Annotated in this window: 16 protein-coding genes; 5 read left to right on the top strand and 11 right to left on the bottom strand. The window is 71.3% G+C overall.

Annotation, left to right across the window (positions count from 1 at the left end):
- Nucleotides 1-2: 2 nt before the first annotated feature.
- Nucleotides 3-2,285: a formate C-acetyltransferase gene (pflB, locus tag ACFWGN_RS07850; protein WP_377616408.1), complete on the bottom strand. Its 2,283-nt coding sequence runs from the start codon at nucleotides 2,283-2,285 to the stop codon at nucleotides 3-5.
- Between the two features lie 535 nt (nucleotides 2,286-2,820).
- Between pflB and ACFWGN_RS07845 the strand changes: the two genes are divergently transcribed.
- Nucleotides 2,821-3,963: a glutamate--cysteine ligase gene (locus tag ACFWGN_RS07845; protein ID WP_377616407.1), complete on the top strand. Its 1,143-nt coding sequence runs from the start codon at nucleotides 2,821-2,823 to the stop codon at nucleotides 3,961-3,963.
- A 127-nt stretch (nucleotides 3,964-4,090) separates the two neighbouring features.
- Here ACFWGN_RS07845 and dxs read toward each other — a convergent pair whose 3' ends face one another.
- Nucleotides 4,091-5,998 carry a 1-deoxy-D-xylulose-5-phosphate synthase gene (gene dxs / locus ACFWGN_RS07840; protein ID WP_377616406.1) on the bottom strand — a complete coding sequence of 636 codons (1,908 nt, stop codon included), beginning with the start codon at nucleotides 5,996-5,998 and terminating at the stop codon, nucleotides 4,091-4,093.
- A 152-nt stretch (nucleotides 5,999-6,150) separates the two neighbouring features.
- Between dxs and ACFWGN_RS07835 the strand changes: the two genes are divergently transcribed.
- The 3 genes from ACFWGN_RS07835 to ACFWGN_RS07825 are packed head-to-tail and all read left to right on the top strand — an operon-like array spanning nucleotide 6,151 to nucleotide 9,232.
- On the top strand, nucleotides 6,151-7,599 hold the full coding sequence (locus ACFWGN_RS07835) for a GuaB1 family IMP dehydrogenase-related protein (RefSeq protein WP_377616405.1): 1,449 nt from the start codon (nucleotides 6,151-6,153) through the stop codon (nucleotides 7,597-7,599).
- Complete coding sequence (locus ACFWGN_RS07830) at nucleotides 7,596-8,333, top strand: NUDIX hydrolase (protein WP_377616403.1); 738 nt, start codon at nucleotides 7,596-7,598, stop codon at nucleotides 8,331-8,333. Before ACFWGN_RS07835 ends, ACFWGN_RS07830 begins: the two co-directional genes overlap by 4 nt.
- A gap of 29 nt (nucleotides 8,334-8,362) precedes the next feature.
- Nucleotides 8,363-9,232: an aminoglycoside phosphotransferase family protein gene (locus tag ACFWGN_RS07825; RefSeq protein WP_377616401.1), complete on the top strand. Its 870-nt coding sequence runs from the start codon at nucleotides 8,363-8,365 to the stop codon at nucleotides 9,230-9,232.
- Between the two features lie 41 nt (nucleotides 9,233-9,273).
- Here the strand turns inward: ACFWGN_RS07825 and ACFWGN_RS07820 are convergent, their stop codons facing one another.
- From ACFWGN_RS07820 to ACFWGN_RS07805, 4 genes are read right to left on the bottom strand one after another with little or no spacing between them, the layout of a single operon-like run.
- On the bottom strand, nucleotides 9,274-11,427 hold the full coding sequence (locus ACFWGN_RS07820) for a hypothetical protein (protein ID WP_377616399.1): 2,154 nt from the start codon (nucleotides 11,425-11,427) through the stop codon (nucleotides 9,274-9,276).
- A complete protein-coding gene (locus ACFWGN_RS07815; RefSeq protein WP_377616398.1) occupies nucleotides 11,424-12,092 on the bottom strand; it encodes an ABC transporter ATP-binding protein in 669 nt (222 codons plus the stop codon). Before ACFWGN_RS07815 ends, ACFWGN_RS07820 begins: the two co-directional genes overlap by 4 nt.
- Before the next feature lie 29 nt (nucleotides 12,093-12,121).
- Nucleotides 12,122-12,637, bottom strand: coding sequence for a hypothetical protein (locus ACFWGN_RS07810; RefSeq protein WP_377616397.1), 516 nt, complete (start codon nucleotides 12,635-12,637; stop codon nucleotides 12,122-12,124).
- Nucleotides 12,574-12,957, bottom strand: a complete 384-nt coding sequence (locus ACFWGN_RS07805) for a hypothetical protein (protein ID WP_191805002.1) — start codon at nucleotides 12,955-12,957, stop codon at nucleotides 12,574-12,576. The genes ACFWGN_RS07810 and ACFWGN_RS07805 overlap by 64 nt, the downstream gene beginning before the upstream one ends.
- A 184-nt stretch (nucleotides 12,958-13,141) precedes the next feature.
- On the opposite strand from ACFWGN_RS07805, the gene ACFWGN_RS07800 reads away from it, so the two are divergent.
- Nucleotides 13,142-13,588 carry a DUF1801 domain-containing protein gene (locus tag ACFWGN_RS07800; protein WP_377616396.1) on the top strand — a complete coding sequence of 149 codons (447 nt, stop codon included), beginning with the start codon at nucleotides 13,142-13,144 and terminating at the stop codon, nucleotides 13,586-13,588.
- A gap of 136 nt (nucleotides 13,589-13,724) precedes the next feature.
- Here ACFWGN_RS07800 and acnA read toward each other — a convergent pair whose 3' ends face one another.
- From acnA to ACFWGN_RS07775, 5 genes are all read right to left on the bottom strand, one after another.
- Complete coding sequence (acnA, locus tag ACFWGN_RS07795) at nucleotides 13,725-16,481, bottom strand: aconitate hydratase AcnA (RefSeq protein WP_377616395.1); 2,757 nt, start codon at nucleotides 16,479-16,481, stop codon at nucleotides 13,725-13,727.
- A gap of 213 nt (nucleotides 16,482-16,694) precedes the next feature.
- A complete protein-coding gene (locus ACFWGN_RS07790; protein WP_377616394.1) occupies nucleotides 16,695-19,148 on the bottom strand; it encodes an HAD-IC family P-type ATPase in 2,454 nt (817 codons plus the stop codon).
- A gap of 66 nt (nucleotides 19,149-19,214) precedes the next feature.
- On the bottom strand, nucleotides 19,215-20,231 hold the full coding sequence (locus ACFWGN_RS07785) for a magnesium and cobalt transport protein CorA (protein WP_056650144.1): 1,017 nt from the start codon (nucleotides 20,229-20,231) through the stop codon (nucleotides 19,215-19,217).
- Between the two features lie 126 nt (nucleotides 20,232-20,357).
- Nucleotides 20,358-21,491: a glycosyltransferase gene (locus ACFWGN_RS07780; protein WP_377616393.1), complete on the bottom strand. Its 1,134-nt coding sequence runs from the start codon at nucleotides 21,489-21,491 to the stop codon at nucleotides 20,358-20,360.
- A gap of 161 nt (nucleotides 21,492-21,652) precedes the next feature.
- Nucleotides 21,653-22,930 carry a class I SAM-dependent RNA methyltransferase gene (locus ACFWGN_RS07775; RefSeq protein ID WP_191805012.1) on the bottom strand — a complete coding sequence of 426 codons (1,278 nt, stop codon included), beginning with the start codon at nucleotides 22,928-22,930 and terminating at the stop codon, nucleotides 21,653-21,655.
- Between the last annotated feature and the right edge of the window lie 69 nt (nucleotides 22,931-22,999).

Here is a 22,999-nt window from a genome sequence, read left to right as displayed (position 1 = left end):
GCTCAGAGAGCGCCGTGGAAGGTCCGCGAGAGGACGTCGAGCTGCTGCTCGCGGGTCAGCCGGACGAAGTTCACGGCGTACCCGGAGACACGGATCGTGAGCTGAGGGTAGTTCTCGGGGTGCTCCATGGCGTCCTCGAGGGTCTCCTTCACCAGCACGTTGACGTTCATGTGGTAGCCGTCGCCACCGACCGACGCGTCGAGCAGACCCGCGAGGTTCGCGACCTGCTCGTCCCGGGTGCGGCCCAGGCCGCTGGGGACGACCGTGTTGGTCAGCGAGATGCCGTCCTGCGCCTCGTTGTACGGCAGCTTCGCGACCGACAGGGCCGAGGCGAGCATGCCGTGCGTGTCGCGGCCGTTCATCGGGTTGGCCCCCGGGGAGAACGGTTCGCCCGCACGACGACCGTCGGGCGTGTTGCCCGTGGCCTTGCCGTAGACGACGTTCGACGTGATGGTCAGGACGGACTGCGTGGGCAGCGCGTCGCGGTACATCTTGTGCGAGCGGATCTTCGCCATGAACGACTCGACGAGCTCGACCGCGATCGCGTCGACCCGGTCGTCGTCGTTGCCGTAGGCGGGGTACTCGCCCTCGGTCACGTAGTCCACGACGATGCCGCGCTCGTCGAAGACGGGCGTGACCTTCGCGTACTTGATGGCCGACAGCGAGTCCGCCGCGACCGCGAGGCCGGCGATGCCGCAGGCCATGGTCCGCAGCACCTCCTTGTCGTGGAGGGCCATCTCGAGACGCTCGTACGCGTACTTGTCGTGCGACCAGTGGATGCAGTTGAGCGCCTCGACGTAGGTCTCGGCGAGCCAGTCCATGGTCTTGTCGAAGCGGGCACGGACGTCGTCGTAGTCGAGCGGCTGGCCCTCGGGCACGGGGGCCACGACGGGCGAGACCTGCTTGCCCGTGACCTCGTCCTTGCCGCCGTTGATCGCGTACAGGAGCGTCTTGGCCAGGTTCACGCGGGCACCGAAGAACTGCATCTGCTTGCCGACCGCCATGGGCGAGACGCAGCAGGCGATCGCGGCGTCGTCACCCCAGGCCGGGCGGATCTGCTCGTCCGACTCGTACTGGACGGCCGAGGTGTCGATCGAGACCTTGGCGCAGAAGTCCTTGAAGCCCTGGGGCAGGCGCGGGCTCCAGAAGACCGTCATGTTGGGCTCGGGGGCCGGACCCAGGTTGTAGAGCGTCTGCAGGAAGCGGAACGAGTTCTTGGTGACGAGCGGACGACCGTCGTCGCCCATGCCACCGATGGTCTCGGTGACCCACGTCGGGTCGCCCGAGAACAGGGAGTCGTACTCGGGGGTGCGCAGGAAGCGCACGATCCGCAGCTTGATGACGAAGTCGTCGATGATCTCCTGCGCCTGCTCCTCGGTGATGACACCGTTCGCCAGGTCGCGCTCGAGGTACACGTCGAGGAAGGTCGAGGTGCGGCCCAACGACATCGCGGCGCCGTTCTGCTCCTTGACCGCGGCGAGGTAGCCGAAGTAGAGCCACTGGACGGCCTCGCGGGCGTTCGTGGCCGGGCCGGAGATGTCGTAGCCGTACGAGGCGGCCATGGCCTTGAGCTCGCCGAGCGCACGGATCTGCTCCGCGTGCTCCTCGCGCTCGCGCACGATCTTCTCGCTGAACGGCTGCGTGTCGAGGTCGAGCTTGTCGAGCTTCTTGGCGGCGACGAGCTGGTCGACCCCGTAGAGCGCGACGCGGCGGTAGTCGCCGATGATGCGGCCGCGGCCGTAGGCGTCGGGCAGGCCCGTGATGATGTGCGAGCTGCGGGCGGCACGGACGTTGGGCGGGTAGACGTCGAACACGCCCTGGTTGTGGGTCTTGCGGTACTCGCTGAAGACCTTCTTGAGCTCCTGGTCGACCGGGTAGCCGTAGGTCTCCAGTGCGCCCTCGACCATGCGCCATCCGCCGTTCGGCATGATCGCGCGCTTGAGCGGGGCGTCGGTCTGGAGGCCGACGATGACCTCGGCGTCCTTGTCGATGTACCCGGGCGCGTGGGCCGTGATGCCCGCGGGCGTGTGCGGGTCGACGTCGTAGATGCCCTTCTCGCGCTCGACGGGGAACATCTCGGAGAGCTTGGCCCAGATGCCTGTGGTGCGCTCCGTGGGCCCGGCGAGGAAGGAGTCGTCACCCTCGTACGGGGTGTAGTTGCGCTGGATGAAGTCGCGCACGTCGACCGTGTCCTGCCAGGGACCCGCGGTGAAGCCGGCCCAAGCGGGGACGGTCGCGTCGTCCTGGCCGCCAGTGGTGCTGCGAGCCTCGGAAATGCTGGTCATATCACTCTCCTCGACGTCCACGCCGCGCAGCCTGCGCGGCGGGGGTAAAGACCTTGGTCGACGCGGGAAATCCGTGCCGTCCTGCCGTTCTCCTTCGCCCTTTCAGGCTACGACCCCGAGAGGGTCCGGGGGTGGTCAAGTCGCTGTCACCTGGCTCACAGGGTGAACCGTCGGACACCGGGCCACGCCCCGCGAAACGGCGGGATTGCAACCTTTCTGTCTGCTGGAACACCTCCCCAGGGCCCGGCATTCCCGCTTGTGACAGTCTTCACATGACCCTTCCTTGGGCGTTCGACAAGTGACTACTCGGGACCAAAGTCCCTTGCGGAATGCACCTCGAGCACTTTCGTCCGCCACGTCGCCACGAGCACCCACGATACGGAGAGAACACCGACGCGGCATTTCCGCACCGACCATTCTCGGTATCGGCGCCGGGCCCTCCCCCGCGCCCCAGCGTCACCCTCCCGGCCAGGGCGCGCGACGCCGTCGGGCCCCCTGCGTGCGAGGTGACCCCGGCGCGTGTGAGACTGCCTCGATGCGAACCATGGGAGTCGAGGAGGAGTTCCTCCTCATCGGACCGGACGGCGTCCCGACCGCCGTCGCCGCCGAGGTCATCGAGGCCGCGAGCACGAGCGAGCCCACCCAGGCGGGGCTCGGAGCATCGGGCGGCTCGGGGCCGGACCGGCCCGGCGACGCTCCCGGCGGGGAACTCGAGCTCGAGCTCATGGAGGAACAGCTCGAGACCGGCACCCACCCGTGCGCCGACCTGTCGGACCTCGCCCAGGAGATCCGCGACGGGCGCGCGCGGGCCAACAAGGCCGCCGAGCAGCGCGACGCGCGCATCGTCGCGCTCGGCACCTCACCCGTGCCCGTGTCCCCCACGACCGTCGGGAAGCTCCGCTACCTCGAGGCGCGCGCCGCGTTCGGCCTCACGGCACGCGAGCAGCTCACGGGCGGCTGCCACGTCCATGTCGCGGTCGGCTCGGACGCAGAGGGCGTCGCGGTCCTCGACCGGATCGGCCCCTGGCTCGCCCCGCTGCTCGCCCTGAGCGCCAACTCGCCCTACTGGCAGGGCGAGGACAGCGGTTACGCGAGCTTCCGCTCCCAGGTGTGGTCACGGTGGCCGACGGCGGGCCCCGCGCCCTCGTTCGGCACTCCCGAGGCGTACCGCGCCACGGTCGACGCGCTGGTCGGCACCGGGACCATCCTCGACACCGCGATGATCTACTTCGACGCCCGGCTCTCGGCGTCCTACCCGACGGTCGAGATCCGCGTCGCGGACGTGTGCCTCGACGCGGACACCGCGACCCTGCTCGCAGCCCTGGCCCGCGGGCTCGTGGAGACCGCGGCCCGCGAGGCGGACGCGGGCACGGCGGCGCCCATGCTGCACCCCGAGCTCCTGCGCACCGCGTCCTGGCGGGCCGGGCGCTCCGGGATCGCCGGAGACCTCGTCTCGCCGCTCACGTGGAGGCCCGCGACCGCGCACGACGTCGTCGGGCAGCTCGTCGCGCACGTGCGCGAGGCGCTCGTCGACGCGGGCGACCTCGACGCCGTGACCGAGCTCCTCGGGCGGCTGTGGTCGACGGGCGGTGGCGCGGGACGCCAGCGGGCGTGGTTCGCCGCGTCGGGCGACCTGCGCGCCGTGATCGAGCGGGCCGCCGAGGCGACGCTCGTCTGAGGCGCTGCGCGACCCGGCCCAGCCGGGGCCAGCCGGCCCAGCCGGGCCCAAGGCCGAGTCGACCCAGGACGCAGGACGGGGCACGGACCGCGCGGTCCGTGCCCCGTCCTCGTCTCGACCCGCTCGGTCAGAGCAGCGCGAGCGCCGTGAGCGCGTCGCGCGTGACGTCCTGCGCCGTGAGGCGGTGCGTCGTCTTCACCTGGTCGATCGTCATGTGTTCCAGGAAGACCGTGGGCAGACCCAGCGGGACCACGGGGACGGTGATCCCGGCCTCGACCGCGCGCTGTCCCAGGAGCGAGCCCACGCCGCCGTCGGCGATGCCGTCCTCGATCGTGACCACCAGGTCGTGCTCGCCCGCGAGCTTGACGAGCGCCGAGGGCAGCGGCAGGACCCAGGTCGGGGACGCGACCGTGACCTCGACGCCGTGGGCCGCGAGCGCCTTGCCCGCGGCCATGGCGGTGCCCGTCATGGAGCCGACGCCCACGAGCAGGACCTTGCGGGTCGCCGCGGCCGCGGCCTTGGTCTTCTTGGCCGGTGCGGCGTCGTGGCGCGCGACCACGTCGACGCCGTCGAGCGTCTCGATCGCGGGGATGGGCGCGACGACCGCGCCCTTGGGGTAGCGCACGACCGAGGGGGCGTCGTCGATGTCGACCGCGTGGCGCAGGGCCTCGCGCAGCGTGGCCTCGTCGCGCGGGGCAGCCAGGTGCAGGCCCGGCACGATGCGCAGCATGGCCATGTCCCACATGCCGTTGTGGCTCGCGCCGTCCTCGCCCGTGATCCCGGCGCGGTCCAGCACGAACGTCACGCCGGCCTTGTGCAGGGCCACGTCCATGAGGACCTGGTCGAACGCGCGGTTGAGGAACGTCGCGTAGACCGCGACGACCGGGTGCAGGCCCGCGAAGGCCATGCCCGCGGCCGACGTCGCGGCGTGCTGCTCGGCGATGCCCACGTCGAACGTGCGCTCGGGGAACGCCTCGGCGAAGGGCGCGAGGCCCACGGGGTGCAGCATGGCCGCGGTGATCGCGACGACGTCGGTGCGCCGGCGCCCGATCTTGACGATCTCGTCCGCGAACACCGAGGTCCAGCCGAAGCGCGAGGGCGCGACGGGCAGGCCGGTCTCCGGGTGGATCTGCCCCACCGCGTGGAAGCGGTCCGCGACGTCCTGCTCGGCCGGGGTGTAGCCGCGGCCCTTCTCGGTGATGACGTGCACGATCACGGGAGCCCCGTACGAGCGGGCGCGGACGAACGCGTGCTCGAGCGCCTCGATGTCGTGGCCGTCGACCGGGCCCACGTACTTGATGCCCAGGTCCTCGAACATGCCCTGGGGCGCGACGACGTCCTTGAGGCCCTTCTTGAGCCCGTGCAGCCACTCGTACGCGAACCGGCCGGGGGCGCCCGAGCGCGAGAGCGTGCGCTTGCCCCAGTCGAGGAAGTTCTCGTAGCCGCGCGTGGTGCGCAGCGTCGACAGGTGGTGCGCCATGCCGCCGATGGTCGGCGAGTAGGAGCGGCCGTTGTCGTTGACGACGATCACCAGGCGCCGGTCCTGGCTCTCGGCGATGTTGTTGAGCGCCTCCCAGGCCATGCCGCCCGTGAGCGCGCCGTCGCCGATGACCGAGACGACGTGCCGGTCCCGCAGGCCGCGCACGACGTTGGCCTTGGCGATCCCGTCGCCCCAGCTCAGCGCGGTCGACGCGTGCGAGTTCTCGACGATGTCGTGCGGGGACTCGGCGCGGCTCGGGTACCCGGACATGCCGTCGCGCTTGCGCAGCGCGGAGAAGTCCTGGCGGCCCGTGAGGAGCTTGTGCACGTAGGCCTGGTGGCCCGTGTCGAACACGAACGAGTCCTTGGGCGAGTCGAAGACGCGGTGCATCGCGAGCGTGAGCTCGACGACGCCGAGGTTCGGTCCGAGGTGCCCGCCCGTGCGGGACACGGCGGAGACGAGGAACTCGCGGATCTCCGCTGCGAGGGTCTCCACCTGCTGGGGGGTCAGCCGCCGGAGGTCCTCCGGTGACGTGATGCTGCTCAACAGGGTCATAACCGCTCCGTTCCGCCTGCCATTCGACTAGCCCGACAACTCTAGGCCGTCCGGACGGGTGCTCGCGCCCGGAGAGGCCCGATCACGACCTCTGCACGCGCTGGGCACCCGATCCGCCCTCGCCCGGCCGATCGCCTCCGTAGACTGAGGAGGTGCGCTTCCTGCCGGGCCAGCAGCCCACCACAGACCTGACCTACGGCGACGTGTTCCTCGTCCCGTCCCGCTCCGAGATCACCTCGCGCTTCGACGTCGACCTCGCGTCCGACGACGGCACGGGCACCACGATCCCCCTCGTCGTGGCCAACATGACCGCGGTCGCGGGCCGCCGCATGGCCGAGACCGTCGCGCGACGCGGAGGGATCGTCGTGATCCCGCAGGACGTGCCGACCGACGTCGTCGCGGACGTGGTCGCCGACGTCAAGGGCAAGGACCCGGTCATCGAGACCCCGGTCGTGGTCTCCCCCACGGACACCGTGCACACCGCGCTGACGCTGATCGGCAAGCGGTCGCACGGCGCGGCCGTGGTGCTCGACGGCGACCGGCCCGTGGGGGTCGTGACCGAGGCCGACTGCCTGGGCGTCGACCGCTTCACGCAGGTCCAGCAGGTCATGTCCGCGCAGCCCCAGACCGTCGACGCGTCGGTCGTGTCAGGTCCTGGCGGTCTGCAGGCCGCGTTCGACGAACTGCACCGCTCGCGGCGCAAGGTCGCCCCGGTCGTGCGCGACGGGCGCCTCGTGGGCGTCCTGACGCGTCGCGGTGCGCTGCGATCGAGCGTCTACTCCCCCGCCCTGGACGCCCAGGGCCGCCTGCGCATCGCGGCGGCCGTGGGCATCAACGGCGACGTCAAGGCCAAGGCGGCAGAGCTCCTCGCCGCGGGCGTGGACGTGCTCGTGGTCGACACTGCCCACGGCCACCAGGTCAAGATGCTCCAGGCCCTGGAGGCCGTGCGGTCCCTGGACCCGCAGGTCCCGATCGTCGCGGGCAACGTCGTGACGGCCGAGGGCGTGCGCGACCTCGTGGCCGCGGGCGCGGACATCGTCAAGGTCGGCGTCGGTCCGGGCGCCATGTGCACCACGCGCATGATGACGGCCGTGGGCCGTCCCCAGTTCTCCGCGGTCCTCGAGTGCGCGGCCGCGGCACGCGAGCTGGGCAAGCACGTGTGGGCCGACGGCGGGGTGCGGCACCCGCGCGACGTCGCCCTGGCCCTCGCGGCGGGCGCGTCCCAGGTCATGATCGGCTCGTGGTTCGCCGGGACGCACGAGTCCCCGGGCGACCTGCACGACGACGGCACGGGTCGCCTCTACAAGGAGTCGTTCGGCATGGCCTCGGCGCGCGCGGTCGCCGCTCGTGGCGCGGGCGGCTCGCCGTTCGAGCAGGCCCGCAAGGGCCTGTACGAGGAGGGCATCTCGTCCTCGCGCATGTACCTCGACCCGGCCCGCCCGGGCGTCGAGGACCTGATCGACGAGATCACCGCGGGCCTGCGCAGCTCGTGCACGTACGCGGGTGCGGCCTCGCTCACCGAGTTCGCCGAGCGGGCCGTGGTGGGCATCCAGTCCGCGGCCGGCTACGAGGAGGGGCGCCCGCTGCCCGCGGGCTGGTGACCGTCCCCCCCTCGGCGGGCTCGGCGCGCACCGAGCTCGCGGCCCTCGCCCAGGACGGTTCGCCGTGGCCGCGTCCGTGGCGCTACGCGATCGGCACGCTCGACGAGTCTCGCGTGCGGCAGGCCGCGGTCCTGGTCCTGTTCGGCGTGCTCGACGACGTCCTGGCGTCCCGGAGCGTGTCCGGTCGGGACGCGACGGACGACGCGCCGGCCTCCCCCGTGCCTGCCGACCTCGACGTGCTGCTCCTCGCACGCGCCTCGACGCTCAGCCACCACCCGGGCCAGGTCTCGTTCCCCGGGGGACGGCTCGACGACACGGACACGGATCTGGTCGACGCAGCGCTCCGGGAGGCGGTCGAGGAGACGGGCCTGGACCGCGACGGCGTCGAGGTCCTGGGCGCCCTGTTCCCGCTCCCCCTGCCCGTGAGCAACCACCTCGTGACACCGGTGGTCGCGTGGTGGGCGCGGCCCACACCGGTCGCGGTCGTCGACTCGGCCGAGTCGGCGCACGTCTTCCGGGTGCCCGTCGCCGACCTGACGGACCCTGCGAACCGGCGCACCGCCGTCGTGCACCGGGGACGCAGCACGCACAAGAGCCCCGCATTCCTGGTGGCCGCGGACGGGCGCGAGCACCTCGTGTGGGGGTTCACGGGTGCGATCCTCGACGCGCTCCTGGACCGGCTCGGCTGGGCAGAGCCGTGGGACGCGACGCGCACGGTCGAGGTGCCGGTCTAGTGGCGCTGCGGCCTGCCGCGGAGGTCGACGTGACCGTCGACCTCGTGCGTTCGCTGCTCGCGGCCCAGCACCCCGACCTGGCATCCCTGCCCCTGGTCGTCGTCGCGAACGGCTGGGACAACGTCGTGCTGCGCCTGGGTGACGACCTGGCCGTGCGGGTTCCGCGCCGTGAGGCCGCGGCCGGGCTCGTGGCGCACGAGCAGGAGTGGCTGCCAGGCCTCGCGCCGCGCCTCCCCCTGCCCGTCCCGGCACCCGTGCGCGTGGGGACCCCGTGCGCCGATCCCTTCTTCCCCTGGGCCTGGAGCGTCGTCCCGTGGTTCGACGGGCTGAGCGCCCTCGAGATCGATCCCGCGCTGCGCCGCGCGTTCGCCGTCGACCTCGCCGCCTTCCTCGCCGCCCTGCACGTCCCCGCGCCGCCCGAGGCGCCCGTGAACCCCTTCCGGGGCGTCCCGCTGGCCGCGCGCGACGCGTCGGTCCGGGAGCGCCTCGCGTCGGGCCATGTGCCCGACGACGGCTCTCTCCTCGACCTGTGGTCCCGCCTCGTCGAGGTCCCCGCCTGGGACGGGCCCGCGGCGTGGCTGCACGGCGACCTGCACCCGGCGAACCTCGTGCTCGCGCCCCGCGACCACCGGCTCGGCGCGGTGGTCGACTTCGGGGACATGACGAGCGGCGACCCGGCCACCGACCTCGCGACCGCGTGGATCACGTTCGACGCCGTGGGTCGCCGCACGTTCCGCGAGGCCGTGACCGCCCGCTGCGGGACCGACGACGCGACCTGGGCCCGCGCGCGCGCCTGGGCGCTGGTCCTCGGCTCGGCGTTCGCCGCTCACTCCGACGACGACCCGGCGTTCGCCGGCCTGGCCGCGCACACGCTCGCGCAGGTGCTCGGCGACGACTGACCGCGCCGTCGGCAGCTTGTGGGCCGCCGACGGGCAGACACCTACTCCTCGGGCACTCCGAGCGACATGGAACGGGCGCCGCGGACACAGGCCCGCCAGGTCACGCTCCACGCGATCACGCCCGTCACGAACGATGCCAGGACACACGCGAGGACGATCCCGTAGGGCAGGTTCGTCGTCTCTCCCGGGACCGGAGGGATCGAGAGGATCAGCGCAAGGACACCACCTCCGACCACGGCGACAGCGACCGGCGCGACGATCCGCGCCGCGAGAACCCTCTTGACGAACGCGTCGCTCGGGGCCAACATCTGGATCGCGAGCAGCGACCTAACCGCCCGCAACAGCTCGTTCGAGTAGTTGGACCAGAGGGCGACCAACGTCAGGACCAGGCCGATCGAACCGAACCAGGTGAGCCATCGCATCTGGTGCAGGGACGACGCCGTCCCGACGACGAAGCCCTCCCCTGGGAGCTCGGCCTGCCACATCGGGACGCTCAGCGATCCGAGCTGGTCGCGCAGCTCCTCCATGTCGATCGAGGAACCATCTCGACGGGTGACGAGCACCGTGGCCTCCGGGCCGTCCTCGATCTCGTCGACGCGGTGCCCGACCTCCGTCCCCGCGACGTAGGCGAGCCATGCCGGCGGTCGGCCGTCCGGGACGAAGGTCTCGACGTCCTCGCCACGCGGCGCCACGACCGACATCCCCTCCCCGTCCGGCTGGATCGCGGCCACGACGTAGTCACGCCGCAGGGCGTCGAGGGTGAGCTCCCTCGACTCGGCCCCGGCTTGTCGAAAGGTCTGGATCGTCGCCACCGAGCCGCCGAGGTGTCGCTGCACCGCCAGCGCCTGAGCCGCATCCTGCCCCAGCGTCGTGAGCAAGCCGCTGGTCACCGTGACGATGACGACGATGATCGCCGCGGTGGCCCCGAACCGTGCGGCAGGTCGCGGCCGCGAGAGCAGCTGTGCCGCCCCGGTGAGACCGGCCGCGTCTCCCGCACGCCACGCCACGTCGCGGCGGCGACGGGCGTACAGCTCGATCCACACGACGGCGTCCGCCGGCAACGCCGCCAACGTCAGGGTCGTCCCCACGAGGGCGATCATCGGCACGAGGTCCACCCGCCCCTCACCCACCGCGATGTTCTGGCCGATCACCGTGATCGCTGCGAGCACGAGCGACAGACCACCCCGGGCGACGCGGGCGACGGCCAGGGTCCGCGCCAACCACGACGGCCCTGACGACGACCGGCGACGGTCTCTGCGCCGCTCGGCCTTCAGGCCGACACGCGACGAGCAGGCCCAGGCACTCAGGGCGAGGGCGGCGACGAACGCCACGACGACGAGCACACCTCCGGACCTGACGTCCTGCGCATCCACGGCGAGAGACGCCCCTGGCAGGGCCACGTCGACGACCAGAAGCAGCGCTGTGCAGAGGAGCGCGACGAGCGCACCGAGCCCCCACGGGGACCTCGACTCGCCCCACAGCAGCGCTCGCACCTGCCGCGGCCGCATGCCCAGCGTCGTGACGATCCGGACCCTGCGCGCCCGTTGGACGGCCCCGATGCGGATCCCGGTGAACAGGAGCCACGTCGCAGGAACGACCAGGAGCGCGATCTGGACGCCGAGGAAGGTCGCCAACGGTCGTCGGTCGGCGATCGCCCGGGGCTGTTCGAACCGGTCGCTGCCGAAGCCTGTGATCAGCTCCGCGGACTCCGGAGCGAGACGACCCTCGGCGCCGACGTAGACCAGGCCCTCGCCACGTTCCACGAGCCCATCTCGATCGACGAGACCGATCATCGTGCCGTGCCGCGTCTGGTCCCCGACCGACGCCCCGAGCGCCTCCGCGACGGCAGGGGACAGGAAGGCCTCGCCCGCTCTCGGCCATCGCGTGAGCCCCGGAGGAACCGGCGGCTCCTCGACGAGAGGCGCGAGATAGACGACGTCGACCTGCCTGCCGTCCACCAGGTCGAAACCGTGCCGCCACAGCGCTCGGGGTTCCTCGTCGGGAAAGAGCGCGGCCATCCGCCCCGCGCGTTCCTCGGCCCTCGAGTCCCACCCGGCGTACGTCGCCGTCGTGATCGCCAGCGAGACCACGCTGAGCACGAAGGCCGCGACTCCCGCGGCCAGGACCGCGCTGCGCAACGGCTCGAAGCGTGAAGCCCGCCGGAGAGAGGCCCCGACGACGCGCAGTGCGGTCACGCGTGAACCTCGTCGACGGCAAGGGTGCGCTCCAGGTGGACGACGCGGTCCGCACGCGCACTGACCAGCGGATCGTGCGTCACGACGAGGAGCCCGCAGTTCCAGCGCGCGGGCGTGTCGAACAGGATGTCGGCGACGCGGTCCCGGATCGCCGGGTCGAGCGAGCCCGTGGGCTCGTCCGCGAGGACGAGCGTCGGTTCGTTGACGAGCGCACGGGCCAGGGCGGTGCGCTGACGCTCCCCACCGGAGAGGTGGTCGGTGGCCTCGCGGTCGGTGGGCACACCGAAGGCTTCCAGCAGCTCGGTCGCCCGCGCGACAGCCTGTTCGCGCGGACGACCGACGATGAGGGCAGGGAGTGCGACGTTCTCGACCGGGGTCAGCTCCCCCAGCAGCTCGCCGTGCTGGAAGACGACGCCCAGATGCTCCGCGCGGAGCCGGGCCAACCTCGACCGGCTGAGCCTGGTGACGTCGTGGCCCGCGACGAGAGCGCGGCCGGACAGCGGCCGGACCGTGCCGAGGACGCAGTTCAGCAGGGTCGTCTTCCCCGTCCCCGAGGGTCCGACGATCGCTACCGACTCTCCCCGAGCGACCTGCACGTCCACGGTACGCAGGACCGGACGTCCGCCGAGCTCCGCCGAGAGCCCCTGGACGTCGAGCGCGATCACGACGACCCCCTACCCTCAGTTCTCACCCTCTACCAGCCAGTCTTCTTCTCGGCCGAGCAGGTCATCGGCTTGATACCGCCGTTGGATCGACAGGCGCTGATGTGGGTCACCTTTTCACCACCGTTCGTCACGCTTCGAACGATGCTCGTCATGTCTCCGGACTTGTTGACGACGGAACCCTTCGATCCGTAGCTGCTCCGCCACGGGGCACTGACGAACTTCCCGTCCTTGACGGTGTCGTGCGCGTAGACGCTGTGCCACTGGGCTCCCCCGGACGACCCGACGTGCTCCGCTCTTGCTCCAGCAGTCGAGATCGAGACGGCGTGCGCCGAACTCACCCCCATACCTGCGGCAAGGACGACGCCAACGGCGACTGCGACAAGATTCTTCCTGCTCGGCACGCGATTCCTTCTTTCGTGATTCAAGAGGCTCATCCGGCTCGACCCGTCGGGGGCGCCTTCGCCCCGACGGGAAACAACGATCAGTACCCCGTGTCCTTCCACGACGAGCAGGTCATCGGCTTGAGTCCGGTGTTCGAACGGCACGCCTTGATCCGTGAGACCTTCTCTGCGTGGCGGGTCACCGACACCCAGGTGGTCGCCGTGAAGTCGCCGCCCTTGTTCGTCACCGAACCGCTCGATCCCAGATTGCTCTCCCACGGACCGCTCACGAAATGGCCGTCACCGGCGGTGTCGGTAACCTTGAGCTCGTGGCGCCACTCCTTGGGCCCGCTCCAGTACTGCCGACGATCCTCCACCTTCGCTCCTGCTGTGGTCACCGAGGCAGCGCTCGCAGCGCTCACTCCCATGGAGATCACCAGGAACGCACCAATTGCCACTGAGGCCAGCTTCTTCGCGTGCCGCATCTCTCGTCTCCCTGTCGGTCAGTCTCACCGTTGGCCGAGCAACTCTGCTCCGCCGTGCGAAACTAGCATTTAGCCTAATACTAGGCAAACCGGCCCAAACGGACTTGTTGGTCGGTTCTCGCGTCTGAGAGATCGGCGCCGGGCGCCCCTGCTCACGAAACCCAGGCGTCAGCCATCATGGTGCATGACCTCGACCAACAAGACCCGCCCGCACGACGGCGACGTGGACGCCTTCCTCGCGACCGTCACCCACAAGGTCCGGCGCCGCGACGCGGACACGCTCCTGGCCCTCATGCAGCGCGTCACGGGCGAACCGCCCGTGATGTGGGGGCCGTCGATCATCGGGTTCGGCCAGTACCACTACGAGTACGCGAGCGGGCGGCAGGGCGACGCGGGAGCGGCCGGGTTCTCGCCGCGCAAGGCCGCGTCGACGGTCTACCTGCCCGACGGGACGGCCGCTCACCAGGACCTGCTGGAGCGCCTCGGCCCGCACACCACGAGCCTCGTGTGCGTGTACCTCAAGGACCTGTCGACGAATGATCTCGACGTCCTGGAGGAGATCGTGCGCCGCTCCTACGAGGCCGTGACCGCGGGCACGTTCACGCAGCGGGCGCGCGAGTCCTCGTCCTGACCGGAGCACGACGACGGGGCGCCCCACCCGAAGGTGGGACGCCCCGTCGTCGTACGTCCTGGGCGGGGTGCGCGGCGCCGTCGGGCAGCCGGGGAGTACCCGGGCCCGACGACGCCGCCCCCGCGGCGGACGCTCGTCAGTCGTTGACGAGCGAGCGCAGCACGTACTGCAGGATGCCGCCGTTGCGGTAGTAGTCGGCCTCTCCGGGGGTGTCGATGCGGACGACCGCGTCGAACTCGACCGAGGTGCCGTCGGTCTTGGTCGCGGTGACCTTGACCGTCGAGGGCGTCGTGCCCTCGTTGAGCGCCGTGACGCCCGAGATGTCGAACGTCTCGGTGCCGTCCAGGCCCAGCGAGCCCGCGGACTCCCCGGCCGGGAACTGCAGCGGCAGGACGCCCATGCCGATCAGGTTCGAGCGGTGGATGCGCTCGAAGCTCTCGGTGATGACGGCCTTGACGCCCAGGAGCGCGGTGCCCTTGGCGGCCCAGTCGCGCGACGACCCGGAGCCGTACTCCTTGCCACCGAGGATCACGAGCGGCGTGCCGGCCGCGGCGTATTCCTGGGCGGCGTCGTAGATCGTGTCCTGAGCGTTCTTCACGAAGTTGAACGTGAAGCCGCCCTCGACGTTGTCGAGGAGCTGGTTGCGCAGACGGATGTTCGCGAACGTGCCGCGGATCATGACCTCGTGGTTCCCGCGGCGCGAGCCGTAGGAGTTGAAGTCGCGACGCTCGACGCCGTGCTCGGCCAGGTACACACCGGCCGGCGAGTCCGCCTTGATGGACCCGGCAGGGCTGATGTGGTCGGTCGTGACCGAGTCGCCCAGCTTCGCCAGCACGCGGGCACCCGAGATGTCGGTGACCGGCGACGGCTGCGCCGACATGCCCTCGAAGTACGGGGGCTTGCGGACGTAGGTGGACTGCTCGTCCCACTCGAACGTGTTGCCCTCGGGGGTCGACAGGGCACGCCAGCGCTCGTCACCCGTGAAGACGTCCGCGTAGTCCTTGGTGAACATCGCACGGTCGATCGAGGAGTCGATCGTCGCCTGGACCTCTTCCGGCGTGGGCCAGATGTCGCGCAGGAAGATCGGCGAGCCGTCCTCGTTGCGTCCCAGCGGGTCGTGCTCGAAGTCGAACTCCATGGTGCCCGCGAGGGCGTACGCGATGACCAGCGGCGGGGAGGCCAGGTAGTTCATCTTGACGTCGGGGTTGATGCGACCCTCGAAGTTGCGGTTGCCCGAGAGCACCGAGACGACCGACAGGTCGTGCTCGTTGACGGCCTCGGAGACCTTCTCGTCGAGCGGGCCCGAGTTACCGATGCAGGTCGCGCAGCCGTAGCCCACGAGGTGGAAGCCGAGCTTCTCGAGGTAGGGCCACAGGCCCGCCTTCTCGTAGTAGTTCGTGACGACCTGCGAGCCCGGTGCCATGGAGGTCTTGACCCACGGCTTGGCCTCCAGGCCCTTCTCGACGGCCTTCTTCGCGAGCAGCGCCGCGGCGAGCATCACGGACGGGTTCGACGTGTTGGTGCACGACGTGATCGAGGCGATCGCGACCGCGCCGTGGAACAGGTCGAACTGCTTGCCGTTGGTGTCCGTGACCGGGACGGTCCGGCGCCCGTTGGCGTGGATCGCGGGCGAGTCGGAGGCCGGGAAGGACTCCTTCTCGGCCTCGTCGACCACGTCGACGACCTCGGGGGCGTACGTCGGCAGGTCGCGGGCGAAGGCCGACTTGGCGTTCGACAGCTCGATGCGGTCCTGGGGGCGCTTGGGACCGGCGATCGAGGGGACGACCGTCGAGAGGTCGAGCTCGAGGTACTCGGAGAAGACCGGCTCGACGTAGCTCGGGTCGGTCGGGTCGAGCCAGAGGCCCTGCTCCTTGGCGTAGGCCTCGACGAGCGCGAGCTGCTCCTCGGAACGACCCGTCAGGCGCAGGTAGTCGACCGTGACCGAGTCGATCGGGAAGATCGCGGCGGTCGAGCCGAACTCGGGGCTCATATTGCCGATCGTGGCGCGGTTGGCCAGCGGCACGGCCGCGACACCGGCGCCGTAGAACTCGACGAACTTGCCGACGACGCCGTGCTGGCGCAGCATCTGCGTGATCGTGAGGACCACGTCGGTCGCCGTGACGCCCGAGGGGATCTGGCCGCTGAGCTTGAAGCCGACGACGCGCGGGATGAGCATCGAGACGGGCTGGCCGAGCATCGCTGCCTCGGCCTCGATGCCGCCCACGCCCCAGCCGAGCACGCCCAGGCCGTTGACCATGGTCGTGTGCGAGTCGGTGCCGACGCACGTGTCGGGGTACGCACGGAGCACACCGCCGACCTCGCGCGTCATGATGGTGCGCGCCAGGAACTCGATGTTGACCTGGTGGACGATGCCGGTGCCCGGGGGGACGACCTTGAAGTCGTCGAACGCCGTCTGGCCCCAGCGCAGGAACTGGTAGCGCTCGTGGTTGCGCTGGTACTCGAACTCGACGTTGCGCTCGAACGCGTCGCGGCGACCCGCGACGTCGATCTGCACCGAGTGGTCGATGACCATCTCGGCGGGAGCGAGCGGGTTGATGCGCGACGGGTCGCCACCGAGGTCCGCGACGGCCTCGCGCATGGTCGCGAGGTCCACGACGCACGGGACGCCCGTGAAGTCCTGCATGATGACGCGACCCGGCGTGAACTGGATCTCGGTGTCAGGCTGAGCGTCCGGGTCCCAGGCGGCGATCGCGCGCACGTGGTCCGCGGTGATGTTCGCGCCGTCCTCGGTGCGCAGGAGGTTCTCGGCGAGGATCTTCAAGCTGTACGGGAGGCGCTCGGCGCCTTCTACCGCGGAGAGGCGGAAGATCTCGTACGAGTTCTCACCGACCTCCAGTGTTCCCTTCGACCCGAACGTGTCGACGCTGCTCACGGTTGCTCCTTCTACCTGGCGAGGGTGGGTGACGACCACCTCGCCTGGGGCACCGCGCGGGCTCTGTGGCCCACGTCGCACGCCCGACGTGGCAGGTCGTCGGATGACGATCAAGATGGTTCTGGGGGCTTTGCCCAGCGTACGCCGGGCCGGGCGACGCACCGAAATGCCGCCGACACACAGCATACCGCATTTATCTTGACGTCAAGATATTCACGCGCGGTGCCACCGCAGGAGCCACGGGACCAGGAACCGGTACACGGCCTCGATCGCGGCCCAGCCCACGAGCACGGCGACGGTGATGACCACGGCCTCCTGCGCCGTCGGAACCTGCAGCGCGAAGAAGTCCCGGACCCACGGGACCGCCACGGCGAGCGCCGCGCACGCCGCGAGCGCCGCGATCAGGAGAAGCTTCCACCCGTTGAGCGGCCTCGCCTGGATGCCCACGACCCACAGCGAGACGCCGATCAGCACGAGCGTCGAGGCCGAGCGTGCGTCGCCCGTCCCCACGAGCGGCCGCAGGTACCCGTAGACGAGCAGGATGACCGCCCCGATCACGACCCCCGCGGGGATCGCGAAGCTCAGCACCCGGCGCAGGAAGCCCGCGACGTAGCGCCGGTTGTTGGGCGGCAGAGCGAGGAAGAACGCCGGGATGCCGATCGTCAGCGAGCCGGCGATGGTCATGTGGCGCGGCAGGAACGGGTAGGGCCACACGAGCAGCACCACGGCCACCGCGAGGATCGCCGCGTACGTCGTCTTCGCGAGGAACAGGCTCGCGACCCGCTCCATGTTGGCCATGACCCGCCGCCCCTGCCCCAGGACGCCGGGCAGCGTCGCGAACCGCCCGTCGACCAGCACGACCCGGGCGACGGCCTTGGTCGCCGGGGCACCGTTGCCCATCGCGATCCCGAGGTCGGCGTCCTTGAGCGCCAGGGCGTCGTTGACGCCGTCGCCCGTCATGCCGACCACGTGGCCGCGCGACTGGAGCGCGTGCACGATCGCGCGCTTCTGCTCGGGCGTCACGCGCCCGTAGACGTCGTGCGCGTCGACGACCTCGGCGAGCTCGGCAGGGTCCTCGGGGAGCCGGCGCGCGTCGAAGCCCTCGACCCGTTCGCCGTCGCCGTGCAGCGCGACCTTGGTCGCGATGGCCGCGACCGTGTCCGGGTTGTCGCCCGAGATGACCTTGGCCCGGACGCCCTGACGCCGGAAGTACTCGAGGGTCTGGGCCGCGTCGGGGCGGATGCGCTCGCCCAGCACCGCGAGCAGCGCGGGCACCAGGTCGTCCGGGAGCGGCGCCTCGGTCGCCGGGAGCCCGGACGGGGCGTGCGCGAGCAGGACCACGCGCGCGCCGGTGTCGGCAGCCTCGCGGACCTCCGCGAGCGCCGCGGTCGCGGGGGCGTCCGCACGCCCCGCGAGCAGGATCTCGGGGGCGCCCAGCACGAACGCGCCCGCGCCCGTGCGCAGCGCGCTCCACTTGCGGGCCGAGGAGAACGGGACCGAGTCGAGCGCCGCTGCGGCCTCGACGTCCGTGAGCCCCTCGGCGAGAGCCTGCGACGTCGCGTTGCCCTCGGGGTCGGCCGCGACGGCCGCGAGCGCCTCCCGGGCGCCCTCGACGTGCGCGAGCGCGCGCAGCTCGTCCAGTGCCACGTGCCCGTCGGTGATGGTGCCGGTCTTGTCGAGGCACAGCACGTCGACGCGCGCGAGGATCTCGACCGCGGGCAGCTCCTGGACCAGGACCTCCTGGCGCGCGAGGAGCATCGCGGCGATGGCGAAGTTGAGCGAGGTCAGCAGCACGAGCCCCTCGGGGATCATCCCGACGACGCCCGCCACGGCCGCGACCACGCCGTCGCGCCACGTCCCGTCGGCGATCGACTCGCGCACGCCGCCCGTGTAGTAGAGCTGGCTCCAGAACAGCAGGAGCGAGATGGGCACGATCCCGATCGAGACGACCTTGAGGATCTTGTCGACCCCCTCGCGCAGCTCCGAGCGCACGACCGAGAACTTCTTGGCCTCGGCCGTGATGCGCTGCGCGTACCCGGCCTCGCCCACGCGGACCACACGGCACACCGCGTGCCCCGCCACCACGGACGAGCCCGAGAGCACCTCGTCGCCGACCGCCTTGTGCACGGGGCGCGACTCGCCCGTGAGCATGGACTCGTCGACCTCGAGCCCCGTGGCCTCGAGGACCTGGGCGTCGGCCGGCACCTGGTCGCCGATGCTCACGAGCATCACGTCGTCGAGCACCACCTCGTCGAGCGCGACCTCCTGCTCGGTCCCGTCACGCACGACGCGCGCCGAGGGGGCGGTGAGGATCGAGAGCCGGTCGAGGGTCCGCTTGGCGCGGTACTCGGTGACGATCCCGATCCCCGCGTTGATGACCACGACGAACCCGAAGACCGCGTCGGGCCAGCGGCCCGTGAGGAGCACGAGGGTCACGGCGATCGCGAGGATCAGGTTGAAGAGCGTGAAGACGTTGGACCGCAGGATCGCGCTCAGCGAGCGCGAGGTCGCCTGCGAGGTGCGGTTGGTCTGCCCGGCCTCGACGCGCGCGGCCACCTCCTGGGCGCTCAGCCCGCGGTGACCGGCGGTCACGGTGCCCGACGACGGAGCGCCCGGTGGGCGGTCGGGTCCGGTCGCGGGGGCGCCGTCGTCGGCAGAGGTGCTCACCCGTCGATTGTGCCCGTCAGCGCAGGTTCTGCCCTGTCGGAGCGGGGTGCAGCCCGCCGGAGCGGGTCAGAGCCACTTGTGGCGCTTGAAGATCAGGTAGAGCGCGAACCCCATGGCGACCATGGCCGCGACCGCCGCCGGGTAGCCGAGGCCCCAACCGAGCTCGGGCATGCGCTCGAAGTTCATGCCGTAGATCGTGCCGACGAGCGTGGGTGCGAAGAGGATCGCCGCCCAGGACGAGATCTTCTTGACCTCCTCGCCCTGGGCGAGGCTCGTCTCCGACAGTCGGCGCATCTCCTCGTTCTGGTGCTGGGCCACGAGCGTGGCCTGGACCATGAGCGCGTTCTGCAGGAGGACCCGGAACGAGTCGGCCTGCTCGGCGAGGCGCAGCGAGTGGTCGAGCACGTCGCGCAGGTTGCGCTGGAGCTCGATGTCGACGCCGTACTTCTCCGAGCCGCGCTCGAGCGACTGGAGGATGCCCACGACGGGATGGGTGGCCCGCTGGAAGGCGATGACCTCGCGCGAGAGCTCGTAGATGCGCCGAGAGACGGCCGGGTCCCCGCTGAAGAGCTGGTCCTCGATCTCGTCGATGTCGTTCTGCAGCCCCGCGACCACGGGGGCGTACTCGTCGACGACCTGGTCGAGCACCGCGTAGAGGATGGCCTCGGGACCGAGCCGCAGGAGCTCGGGCGTCGACTCGAGCCGACGGCGGACGGCCCCCACGTCCGGCGACTCGGCGTGCCGGACCGTGACGACGAAGTCTGGGCCCACGAAGACGTGCAGCTCACCGAACTCGACCCGCTCCTCGGCATCGAGATAGCGGGCCGGGCGCAGGACCACGAAGAGGTTGTCGTCGTAGCGCTCGAGCTTGGGGCGCTGATGGGCTGCGATCGCGTCGTCGACCGCGAGGTGGTGCAGCGAGAGCTCCTCGGCGACCGCGCGGATCTCGGCCTCGCTCGGCCGGTACAGACCGACCCATGCGAGCCCGTGCCGCTCACGCATGGTCTCGAACGTCTCGTCGAGGCTCGACGGGTTGGCCGTGCGCCGCCCGTCGACGTAGACCGCGTTGTCGACGATGCCCATGCTGGTGGCCCTCCTCAGGTCGCCGCGGCCGGGGGCCGGCCGCGGCGACCATCATGACAGCCGTGCCGGCCCTCGCGGTCCGGGTCCCACGGCGGGCGCGCCCGTGCGCACCGCCTGAGCGGGCGCCTAGTCCTCGTCGGCCGCGGGGGCCGCCTTCTCCCCCGTGAGCGGGACGACGGGCGCGGGCTCGCTCTTGCGGGGCCGGTAGACGACCTGGGCGTGGAAGACGAAGCGCAGCAGGAACGCGACCACCAGGGTCAACGCCTGGGCGAGGACCGGCGGCATGCCCGTCAGGACCACGAGCCAGTGCAGGAACGGCAGACGTACCGCGGCCTCGATGCCGTTGAACGTGAACGACTGCGCGGCACGTTTCCACACGTTGCGCCCCTCGTCGCGCAGGTCGTGGAACACGAAGTGCTCGAGCAGCAGGAAGTTCGTCACGATCGTGACGGCCGCCGAGACCACCGCGGCGGGCATGTAGTGCACCCCGAACTGCTCGAGACCCCACATGATCGCCAGGTTCAGCACGGCCCCGAACGCACCGACGAGCGCGAACGTGGACATCCGCCCGAACCGCAGCGCGGTGAGCTGCTGCAGGTACCGCAGCCCGTTCGCGAACGTCGCCTTGGACTCCCCCGCGAACCGCTCCCCGAACACGAACGGTTCCTCGACGACCTCGACCTTGTTGCGCGCCAGGATCTCCAGCAGGATCTTGAACCCCCGCGGCCGCAGCGCCGCGACGTCGATCGCGGCCGTACGCACCGCGAAGAACCCCGTCATGGGGTCGGTCACGTTGCGCAGCCGCACCGGGAACATCGAGCGAGCGAGCAACGAGGACGCCGACGAGACGAGGTGCCGCCACCTCCCGTCGAGCCCACCTGCGTCGCCGTTGCCCGTGTACCGCGAGGCCACCACGAGGTCCGCGCCCGTGGACGCCGCCGTCTCGAGCAGGACCGGCACCATCTCCGGCGGATGCTGCAGGTCGCCGTCCATGACCACGACCCACTCCCCGCGCGCCTGCCCCAAGCCCTCGACGACCGCCCCGCTCAGACCACCGACCGGCTCGTCGCGACGGAGCAGGCGGACCGGCAGGGTCGAGGCCTCGGCCACGCGGTCGACCACCGCGGGCGTGTCGTCCGTCGAGTCGTCGACGAAAAGCACCTCCGCGTCGATCCCCTCGACCGCGACGGCGAGCCGCCCGACGAGCTCCTCGACGTTCGGCCCCTCGTTGAACGTCGGCACGACCACGGTGACCTGCATGCGCCCTCTTCCGCTCTGCCCATCGCCGGTGGCTCCCGGCGCACATCAGTCCATCGTCGCCCGGATCCGGTCCGGGCGACAGGTGAACCACCGCTGACGACAGTCTTCCGGGCGGACCTGGGGCGCGCCTGTACGGCCCCTGTGCGGTCCGCCCGGGACGGTCAGCGCGTCAGGACCGCGATCGCCTCGACGTGGTGGGTGTGGGGGAACAGGTCGTATCCCCTGACGGACTCAACCGTGTAGCCGTGCTTCGCGAAGTAGGCGATGTCGCGTGCGAGCGCGGCAGGGTCGCACGCGACGTACACGACGCGCGGGGCCTTCAGCGCGGCGACCGCGTCGACGACCTTGCGGCCCGCCCCGGTCCGCGGCGGGTCGAGCACCACGACGTCGGCCGTGGGCGCCGCGTGGTCCTTGGCCGCGAGGACCTTCTCGACCGGGCCGTGGTGCAGCTCGACCTGGGGCTTCTCGAACGCGTTGCGACGCGCGTCCTTGACGGCCCGCTCGTCACCCTCGATCGCGACGACGCGTCCCGTCTCGCCGACGGCGTCGGCGAGCGGGAGCGTGAAGAGTCCAGCCCCCGAGTACAGGTCGACGACGGTCGCCTCCTCGAGCGGTCCCGCGGCAGCCAGCACGGCCTCGGCGAGCAGCGCGGGCGCCTCACGGTGGACCTGCCAGAACCCGTCGGCCGCGACGCGGAAGGTGTGCTCGGTGCCGGCGACCGTGACGGACTCGGTCACTGCGCGGCGCGCGTGGGGGCGGCGGTCGATGTGACCCGAGTGCCAGACGACCCCGTCGACGAGCAGGATCGGGTCGCTGCCCCCGGCCGGGGCGACGAGCTCGAGCCGGGTGCTCGGACGCCAGCGGCGCGTGAAGACCTCTTCGGCCTCGGCGAGCGCCGCGACCTCCGGGGTCGCGAGCGGCATCTCGTCGAGCGGGACGACGGCGTGCGAGCGGAAGACACGCATGCCCGCGCGACCCTCGTCGTCCGCGACCAGGTCGATCCGCGTGCGGTAGCCGAGGCCCCCGCGCTCGTCGTCACCCGGCGCACCCTCAACCTCTACCTGAAGGTCAAGCCCGGCCAGGCGCTTGAGCTGCTCCTGGAGGACCGCGGCCTTCCAGCGACGCTGGGCCGGCAGGGAGACGTGCGAGAGCTCGCCGCCCCCTGCACCCCCGGCACCGGCCGCGGGCCAGGCCGCGGGAACGCGGTCCGGCGAGGGCTCGAGGATCTCGATCGCGTCGGCGCGCCAGAACTTCGCGGAGTCGCCGTCCTCGGTGAGTCGCGCGAGCACCCGCTCCCCCGGCAGCGCGTGCCGGACGAAGACGACGCGCCCGTCGAGCCTCGCGACGCAGTGGCCACCGTGCGCGACCGGCCCGACCTCGAGCTCGACCAGAGGTTGAGACTCAGGGGCGGTGGGAGTGGAGTTCAGGGTTTCAGACACTCCCCTAGTATCCCGGACGCGGACGGACTTCGTCCCCGATCCGGTCCCGGGCGCTGCGTGGGACCGCAC

It is taken from the genome of Oerskovia sp. NPDC060338 (assembly GCF_042726295.1).
GTDB lineage: Bacteria > Actinomycetota > Actinomycetes > Actinomycetales > Cellulomonadaceae > Oerskovia > Oerskovia merdavium.
This window is presented reverse-complemented; position numbering and strand designations above follow the sequence as displayed.